This is a genomic window from Nioella sediminis (assembly GCF_001879695.1).
Taxonomy (GTDB): Bacteria; Pseudomonadota; Alphaproteobacteria; order Rhodobacterales; family Rhodobacteraceae; genus Nioella; species Nioella sediminis.
This window is the reverse complement of record NZ_MNBL01000075.1, coordinates 20,402-28,368: the sequence shown is the minus strand read 5'-3', so window position 1 is coordinate 28,368 and position 7,967 is coordinate 20,402. Positions and strand designations below refer to the sequence as shown.

The window sequence follows — 7,967 nt, the reverse complement described above, 5'->3', positions numbered from 1 at the left end:
GCCCGCCGGGGCGCAGGGGACGGGGCATGATCGTGATGGGATCGAACTTGTAATAGTCCCCGTCCCAACTGACCTCCTCCTCACTCAGCAGCGCCTGCAGGACGGCAAGCGATTCATTGAACCGTGCCTGCGTTTCCTCCATGGGGACGCCGAGCCGCTCCATCTCATACTTGAACGCCCCGCGCCCCACCCCGAGCAGCAGGCGCCCCTCGGTGAAAATGTCCGCCACCACGACCTCACCCGCATAAATCCGCATGTCATGCAGCGGCAGCACCACGATCGAGGTCATGATCTTCACCGATCTGGTCATCGCCGCGATCTTGACGGCAAATTGCAGCGGCGCGGGCATCATCAGGCAATTCATCAGGTGATGTTCGGTGATCGACACCGCGTCGAATCCCATCCGGTCGGCCAGCACCGCCTGGTTGAGCATGTCGCCGTAAACCCTGTCCCCGCCATAGGATTTGTCGGGGTAGTCCGAAGACAGTTGAGCCGAAAACTCCATCGCGCGCCTCCCTGTTGCGGGTTCAGAGTGGCATGAGGCTTTGAATCTGGAAAACGGATTTTATCTATGCAGTAATTCGAAATTCTTGCATTATCTGCATATGAACATCGCCGCCATCCAGACCTTTCTGGCCGTTGTCCGCTGCCGCAATCTCAACCGTGCGGCGGAGCAACTCAACGTTACGCAATCGGCCGTCACGGCGCGGCTCGACACGCTGGAACAGGCGCTAGGCGCGCAATTGCTGGTGCGCTCGCGCAAGGGGGCGACGCTGACCAAGGCGGGTTTTGCCTTTCTGGAACAGGCCGAGGTCATCGCGCGCACCTGGGACAATGCCCGCGCCCGCGCAAACCTGCCACGGGGTGTCACGCGACTGTTCAGCTTCGTCTGCGATCCGGGACTTTGGTCGGGGCTGGGACAAGACTGGATCGACGGCATCCGCAGCGCCCACCCCGAGACCGCCATCGAGATCTGGGCCGGGCTGGCGCGCGATGCGGAAACCTGGCTGCAAAGCGGGATGAGCGACGCGGCGCTGCTGCCGGAACCGGTGATTGGCGCGGGCGTCGACCATCGGGACTTTGCCCGCGACCGGCTGATCCTTGTTACGACCGCGCCCGATCTGCCCTGGCAGAGCCATTATATCTACGTCGATTACGGCCCCCTTTTCCGTGCGCAGCACGCCGAAGCCTGGCCAACGGATGAAACCGCAGCGCTGGCCTTTTCCACCCCGGATTGGGCGCTGGACCATATGCGCCATGCCGGGGGCGCGGCCTATCTGCCCGAGAGAATCGTTCAGCAGGATATCGAGGCCGGGCGGCTTCACCGGGTTCCTGATGCTGTCGGTTTCGACCGTCGTCTTGTCCTGTCCTGGCGCAGGGCCAGCGCCGAAAGCTTTGCCTTCCTACAGCCCTCAGACCCGGCTGAAACGGCTGGTGGATAAGAGCAGGCTGGTTTCCGAGGTGCTGACACCCTCCAGCCTGCGGATATCGCGCAAGGCAGTATCCAGCGCCTCCAGCGTGTCGGTGCCCAGTTCCACGATCAGATCCCATTTGCCATTGGTGGAATGCACCGCCTGAACCTCTCGCCGTCCTGACAATTGCCGACGGATACGATCCATCCCCGGCCCCTCGATCCCCAGCATTGTCAGCGCCCGCACCGGGCTTTGCGCGATGTCGCTGCGGGTGACGACGGTAAATCCCCGGATCTCGCCCGCCTTTGACAGCCGCTCCATCCGTGCGCGGACCGTGGCGCGTGTGACGCCGAGGTCAATCGCGAGGTCCGAGACAGAGGCCCGCCCGTCGCGGCGTAGCGCGGCCAGCAGCGCGCGATCCGTATCATCCATTTCGGTCATGATAGATGCTCATTTTGCTTAATTAGCCCTCAATATGACCACTCTGACCGCTTCTGTCCAATCCGATCCGGGCGCTATTCCTTGGAAAACGCGCTTTCAGGACCACATCGACATGACTTCACACCCCTGCCTTCTGATCGGCGCCCCGGTGGATAGCGGCAAACGCACCCGTGGCTGCCTGATGGGCCCCGACGCCTTCCGCACCGCTGGCCTTGCCGAGCATCTGACGAGCCTCGGGATCGACACCCGCGACCTTGGTGACGTTGTTCAGGCGCCGCTCAAAGACCTGCCCAAAACCGGTAAAGTCCACGCGCTGGCGGAAACCGTTGCCTGGACCGAGGCACTGATCCCCGCCGCGCGGGAGGCCATGGCCGAGGGCTTTCCGATCTTCCTGGGCGGCGATCACAGCCTGTCGCTTGGCACAGTGGCGGGCGTGGCGGAATATGCTCAGGCGCAAGGACGCCCGCAATTCGTGCTATGGCTCGATGCCCATTCCGATTTCCACACGCCCGCGACCAGCGGCTCCGGCCACCTGCATGGCACGCCCGTGGGCTATATCACCGGCCTGCCGGGATTCGAGCATTTTCCGGCGCTGAATGCCCCGGTCCCGCAGGACAATGTCTGCATGATCGGGCTGCGGTCCGTCGATCTGGAGGAGAAACAGGCACTCGCCGCGACCGAGATCACCTGCCACGACATGCGCGCGATTGACGAACATGGCATAGCCGCCCCCTTGCGAGAGTTCCTAGGGCGGGTCGAGGCCGCCAATGGCTTGTTGCATGTCTCGCTCGACGTGGATTTCCTCGACCCCGCCATCGCCCCCGCCGTCGGCACCACCGTTCCGGGCGGCGCCACGTTCCGCGAGGCGCATTTGGTCATGGAGATCCTGCATGACAGCGAGTTGGTGACCTCGCTCGACCTTGTAGAACTGAACCCGTTCCTCGACGAACGCGGGCGCACCGCGTCGCTCATGGTCGACCTCACCGCATCGCTGATGGGCCGTCGCGTCTTCGACCGCCCCACAAGGAGTTTTGCTGCATGAACAAACTGCCCCAACCCTCTGATCGCGCTTACGTTCCCTTCGTGTCGGTCGAGAACATGATGAAGCTGGTCCACACCATCGGGCTGGAGCGGATGCTGGTGGAACTGGCCGGATATATCGAGGACGATTTCCGCCGCTGGCCGCTTTTCGACAAGACCCCGCGCGTGGCGGCGCATAGCCCCGTGGGCGTGATCGAACTCATGCCCACCTCGGATGGCGAGCAATATGCGTTCAAATATGTGAACGGCCATCCGACCAACACAAAGGCGGGGTTGCAGACCGTCACGGCCTTTGGGCTTTTGGCAGATGTGGCCACGGGCTATCCGACGCTGCTATCGGAAATGACCGTGCTGACCGCGATCCGCACCGCCGCGACCTCTGCCATGGTGGCCAAGCACCTGGCCCCGAAAGTTGCAAAGACGATGGCGATGATCGGCAATGGCGCGCAGTCGGAGTTCCAGTCGCTCGCCATGAAGGCCGTCGTGGGCATCGACACCGTGCGGCTCTACGACATCGACCGCGCTGCGACCGCGAAGGCCGCGCGAAACCTGGCCGGTCAGGGGCTGACCGTCGTTCAGTGCGCCACGCCAGAAGAGGCGATGGAGGGGGCCGAGATCATCACCACCTGCACCGCCGACAAGCAATATGCGACGATCCTGAACGACAACATGGTCGGCGAAGGTGTTCATATCAACGCGATCGGCGGCGACTGCCCGGGCAAGACGGAACTGGCCCCCGCGATCCTGCACCGGTCCACGATCTTCGTGGAATACCCGCCGCAAACGCGGGTCGAAGGCGAAATTCAGCAGTTGGATGAGGATCATCCGGTGACGGAGCTGTGGCAGGTCATCCTGGGGGAGGCGGAGGGACGGGTATCCCCGCAGCAGATCACGCTGTTTGACTCCGTCGGCTTCGCCATCGAGGATTTCTCGGCCCTGCGCTATGTGCGGGACCGGCTGGAGGGGACGGAGCTGTTCGATCAACTCGACATGCTGGCCGATCCCGATGACCCGCGGGATTTGTTCGGAATGCTGCAGCGCGCCAAGGGGTAAGGTATTTCGCCGCCTTCGGCGTCGACCCACGGGGGGCGCTGCCCCCCGCACCCCCCGAGGTATTTTTACCAAGATGAAAGGCAACACACGTCAGTGGAGGGTCAGTTCCCCCACCACATTGCGCCATTCGCCAGGGCCGATCAGCTTGCGATGGGTAAAACGCACCGAATGCAGCGGACCTTCGATCTCTTCCTGCCAGAATTCGATGAAGGAAAAGAGCTTCGGGTGATCCGGGGCAAGATCATAGTCCTGCCAGATGAAGCTGTTCAGCACATGCGGATAATCTGGCATGTGATAGAACATTTCGGCCACGGTCAGCCCATAGCCCTTCAGCATGAGTTCTGTCGGGGTGTCCGGCATCTTTTTCCTCCTGTCTGACTGCTCTGACGGAAATCATGCCAGCAACAGATTAAAAATCAAATAAAACAATCTGTTATCCGTCAGCCGATGTGAGTGCCAAAGGTTCAAGCCCATTGCCATTGCACCCCATATCCCGGCCCTCTATACTGCCGCACAACAACATATAGACGCGCGGACAGAAGCGAGCATCAGGCGTGACCGACACTCCAGAACCCCCTGAAAACATGGAAGAAACCGGACCCGTAGCCCCGGCGCCCCATGGCCCTCAAATCTCCATCGCCGAGGAGATGAAGACCAGCTTCATCGACTATGCGATGAGCGTGATCATTTCCCGCGCGATCCCCGACCTGCGCGACGGGCTGAAACCGGTTCATCGGCGCATCCTCTATGCGATGCACGAGACCGGCAACAGCCACGACAAGCCCTACCGCAAATCCGCCCGCCCCGTGGGCGACGTGATGGGGAAATACCACCCCCATGGGGACAGCGCGATCTATGACGCGCTGGTGCGGATGGCGCAGGATTTCTCGATGTCGCTGCCGCTCTTGGACGGTCAGGGCAATTTCGGCTCGATGGACGGCGATAACGCGGCAGCCATGCGCTATACCGAAGTGCGGATGGACAAGCCCGCCGCCTTCATGCTGGCCGATATCGACAAGGACACGGTCGATTTTCAGGACAATTACGACGGCAAGGATCAGGAACCGACGGTCCTGCCCTCGCGCTTCCCCAACATGCTGGTCAATGGGGCGGGCGGCATCGCGGTCGGCATGGCGACCAACATCCCGCCGCACAACCTGGGCGAGGTGATCGACGCCTGTCAGGCGCTGATCGTGAACCCCGACCTTTCCAGCGAAGAGCTGATGGAGTATGTCCCTGCCCCGGATTTCCCCACGGGTGGGATCATCCTGGGCCGTGCAGGGGCGCGAAAAGCCTATCTGGAGGGGCGTGGAAGCGTCATCATCCGGGCCAAGACGCGGGTGGAGGAGATCCGCAAGGATCGCTACGCCATCGTGCTGGATGAGATTCCCTATCAGGTCAACAAAGCCTCGATGATCGAGAAGATCGCCGATCTGGTGCGCGAAAAGAAGCTGGAGGGCATTTCCGCCGTTCAGGACGAATCGGACCGCGTCGGCGTGCGCGTGGTGATCGAGCTGAAGCGCGACGCGACGCCCGAGGTGGTGCTGAACCAGCTCTTCCGCTTCACCCAGATGCAGACGAGCTTTGGCTGCAACATGCTGGCGCTGAATGGCGGACGGCCGGAACAGCTGACCCTGCGGCGGTTCCTGACCTCGTTCCTGGATTTCCGCGAAGACGTCGTTGCCCGGCGCACCGCCTACGAGTTGCGCAAGGCGCGTGAACGCTCGCATATCCTGTGCGGTCTGGCCGTGGCTGTCAGCAATGTCGATGAGGTCGTGGCCACCATCCGCCAATCCGCCGACGCCGCTGAGGCGCGCGAAAAGCTGATGACGCGGCGCTGGCCTGCGGGCGAGATCGCAGATTACATTCGGCTGATCGACGATCCGACCCACACAATGAACGACGACGGGACATATAACCTGTCGGAAACGCAGGCCCGCGCGATCCTTGAACTGCGTTTGCAGCGCCTGACACAGATCGGGGTCAAGGAAGTCACGGACGAGTTGCAGGATCTGGCCGCCAAGATCAAGGACTACCTCGCTATCCTTGCCAGCCGCGAACGGATCATGTCGATCATCTCGGACGAGTTGGCCGAAGTGCGGGACCAGTTTGCCGTGCCGCGTCGCACGGAAATCGTGGACTGGTCCGGCGACATGGATGACGAGGACCTGATCGAGCGCGAAGACATGGTCGTGACCGTCACCTCGGGCGGCTATATCAAGCGCACGCCGCTGGCCGATTTCCGGGCGCAGAAGCGCGGCGGTAAGGGTCTGTCGGGCGGCGAACTCAAGGAAGACGACGTCGTCACCACCCTGTTCGTCGCCAATACCCACACGCCGCTGCTGTTCTTCACCACCGACGGGATGGTCTACAAGCTGAAGACCTGGCGTCTGCCGCAGGGCGGGCGCACGTCCAAGGGCAAGGCGATCGTCAATATCCTGCCGATCCCGGCCGGCGTCTCCGTGGCTGCGGTCCTGCCCATCGACCGGGACGAGGATCACTGGGACGAATTGCAAATCGTCTTCGCCACCTCGGCGGGCGATGTCCGGCGCAACCAGCTCTCGGACTTCGCCAATGTGCGCGCGAATGGCAAGATCGCCATGAAACTGCCCGAGGACGGCTCCGTCTGCATGGTGAATGCCCGCATCTGTACCGAGGATGACGATGTCATGCTCGTCACCGATGCTGGCCGCGCGATCCGCTTCCGCACCACCGATGTGCGCGTCTTCAAGGGCCGCGATTCCACCGGTGTCCGGGGCATTCGCCTGTCGGATGGTGCAGCCGTGGTTTCCATGGCCGTGATCCGCCATTTCGAGGCCAGCGCCGAAGACCGTGCCGCCTATCTCAAGATGCGCCGCGCCGTGGCCGGTGTGACCGAAGAGGCCGAAGACAGCGACGAGGAGGCCGTGGCCGACACCGCGCTCAGCCCCGAACAATATGCGGAGATGTCGGCGGCAGAGGATCTGATCCTGACGATCACCGCCAAGGGATCGGGCAAGCTGTCCTCGTCCCATGACTATCCGGTGCGTGGCCGTGGCGGGCAAGGTGTGGCGGCCATGGACAAGGCGATGCGTGGCGGGGCCTTGGTGGCCTGCTTCCCGGTGGAAATGAGCGACCAGATCATGCTGGCCACCTCAAAGGGGCAGTCGATCCGTTGCCCGGTTGACGGGATCTCTTTCCGCTCGCGCTCTGCCGGTGGGGTGAAAGTGTTCAACACCGCCAAGGGCGAAGAGGTCGTCTCGGTCGCCTGGATCGCAGAGCAAACCGAGGACGAGTCTGCCGATGCCGATGAATGATTGGATCCCGCTCTTCCTGTTCGGGGGGGCGGTCATTCTGGCGATGGCGCTGCTGGCCCGCTATCAGTCGGGCCGGTATCAGGACTATCTGGCGCGTCACACGGCGGAAACCGAGAAGGTGACCAGCAACCAGAACCGGCAGATCGAGCAGCAAGAGGCGCATAACGCCCTGCTGCGCGAGCAGAACGCCCTGCTGGACCGCATCGCGACGGCGCTGGAACGCAAGGCTTGACCAATCGGCTGGCTTTGGTGGCCTTTCTGGCCCGGGATTATGACGAGGCGATCGACTGGTTCCAGACGGCACTGGACTGGCAGCTTCTGGAAGATACCGATCTGGGCGGCGGCAAACGGTGGGTGCGCATGGCACCGGACGCTGACGCCATGACCCAGTTCCTGATCGCGCGTGCGGTGGACGGCCAAGCCGGCGCAATCGGCAACCATGCGGGCGGGCGCGTCGGCTATTTTCTGCATACGGATGATTTCGACGCCAGCCGCGCGCGGATGCTGGCCGCTGGTGTGAGGTTTGAGGAAGAGCCACGACATGAACCTTACGGGACTGTCGCCGTCTTTCAGGATCTCTATGGCAACCGGTGGGATCTGATCGAACCCAAATAGGTGCAATTTCACACAGAACGGGCGCGCATTCGCGCAGTTTGGTGCATTGAGAAACAGGCTCTCTCTGAGGCATGACTTTGGCAGTTGCTGCGCCGCAGCGCAAACCCGT

General features: G+C 62.4%; 9 protein-coding genes. 6 read left to right on the top strand and 3 right to left on the bottom strand.

Annotated elements, in window-relative coordinates; translation table 11 throughout:
- Positions 1-505 (bottom strand): LLM class flavin-dependent oxidoreductase (locus BKY26_RS10470; RefSeq protein ID WP_131541832.1); only part of this gene is annotated, 505 nt, incomplete at its 3' end.
- 100 nt (positions 506-605) lie between these two features.
- Here BKY26_RS10470 and BKY26_RS10465 point away from each other — a divergent pair.
- Positions 606-1,442, top strand: coding sequence for a LysR family transcriptional regulator (locus BKY26_RS10465; RefSeq protein ID WP_131541831.1), 837 nt, complete (start codon positions 606-608; stop codon positions 1,440-1,442).
- On the opposite strand, the gene BKY26_RS10460 is transcribed toward BKY26_RS10465, so the two are convergent.
- Complete coding sequence (locus BKY26_RS10460) at positions 1,413-1,844, bottom strand: Lrp/AsnC family transcriptional regulator (RefSeq protein ID WP_071690342.1); 432 nt, start codon at positions 1,842-1,844, stop codon at positions 1,413-1,415. The two genes, BKY26_RS10465 and BKY26_RS10460, sit on opposite strands and share 30 nt — an antisense overlap.
- A 121-nt stretch (positions 1,845-1,965) precedes the next feature.
- Here BKY26_RS10460 and rocF point away from each other — a divergent pair, with 121 nt between their 5' ends.
- Together rocF and BKY26_RS10450 are read left to right on the top strand one after the other, a co-directional pair.
- Positions 1,966-2,895 (top strand): arginase, encoded by a 930-nt coding sequence (gene rocF / locus BKY26_RS10455; protein ID WP_071690338.1) that lies wholly within the window; start codon positions 1,966-1,968, stop codon positions 2,893-2,895.
- 5 nt (positions 2,896-2,900) lie between these two features.
- A complete protein-coding gene (locus BKY26_RS10450) occupies positions 2,901-3,947 on the top strand; it encodes an ornithine cyclodeaminase (protein WP_083431406.1) in 1,047 nt (348 codons plus the stop codon).
- A gap of 90 nt (positions 3,948-4,037) precedes the next feature.
- Here BKY26_RS10450 and BKY26_RS10445 read toward each other — a convergent pair whose 3' ends face one another.
- Positions 4,038-4,307: an usg protein gene (locus tag BKY26_RS10445; RefSeq protein WP_071690336.1), complete on the bottom strand. Its 270-nt coding sequence runs from the start codon at positions 4,305-4,307 to the stop codon at positions 4,038-4,040.
- Between the two features lie 194 nt (positions 4,308-4,501).
- Between BKY26_RS10445 and gyrA the strand changes: the two genes are divergently transcribed.
- From gyrA to BKY26_RS10430, 3 genes are read left to right on the top strand one after another with little or no spacing between them, the layout of a single operon-like run.
- A complete protein-coding gene (gyrA, locus tag BKY26_RS10440; protein WP_071690335.1) occupies positions 4,502-7,243 on the top strand; it encodes a DNA gyrase subunit A in 2,742 nt (913 codons plus the stop codon).
- The gene (locus tag BKY26_RS10435; RefSeq protein WP_131541830.1) at positions 7,236-7,475 is read left to right on the top strand and encodes a hypothetical protein; all 240 of its coding nucleotides are present in this window, start codon (positions 7,236-7,238) and stop codon (positions 7,473-7,475) included. Before gyrA ends, BKY26_RS10435 begins: the two co-directional genes overlap by 8 nt.
- On the top strand, positions 7,472-7,858 hold the full coding sequence (locus BKY26_RS10430; protein WP_071690333.1) for a VOC family protein: 387 nt from the start codon (positions 7,472-7,474) through the stop codon (positions 7,856-7,858). The genes BKY26_RS10435 and BKY26_RS10430 overlap by 4 nt, the downstream gene beginning before the upstream one ends.
- The last annotated feature ends 109 nt before the right edge of the window (positions 7,859-7,967 follow it).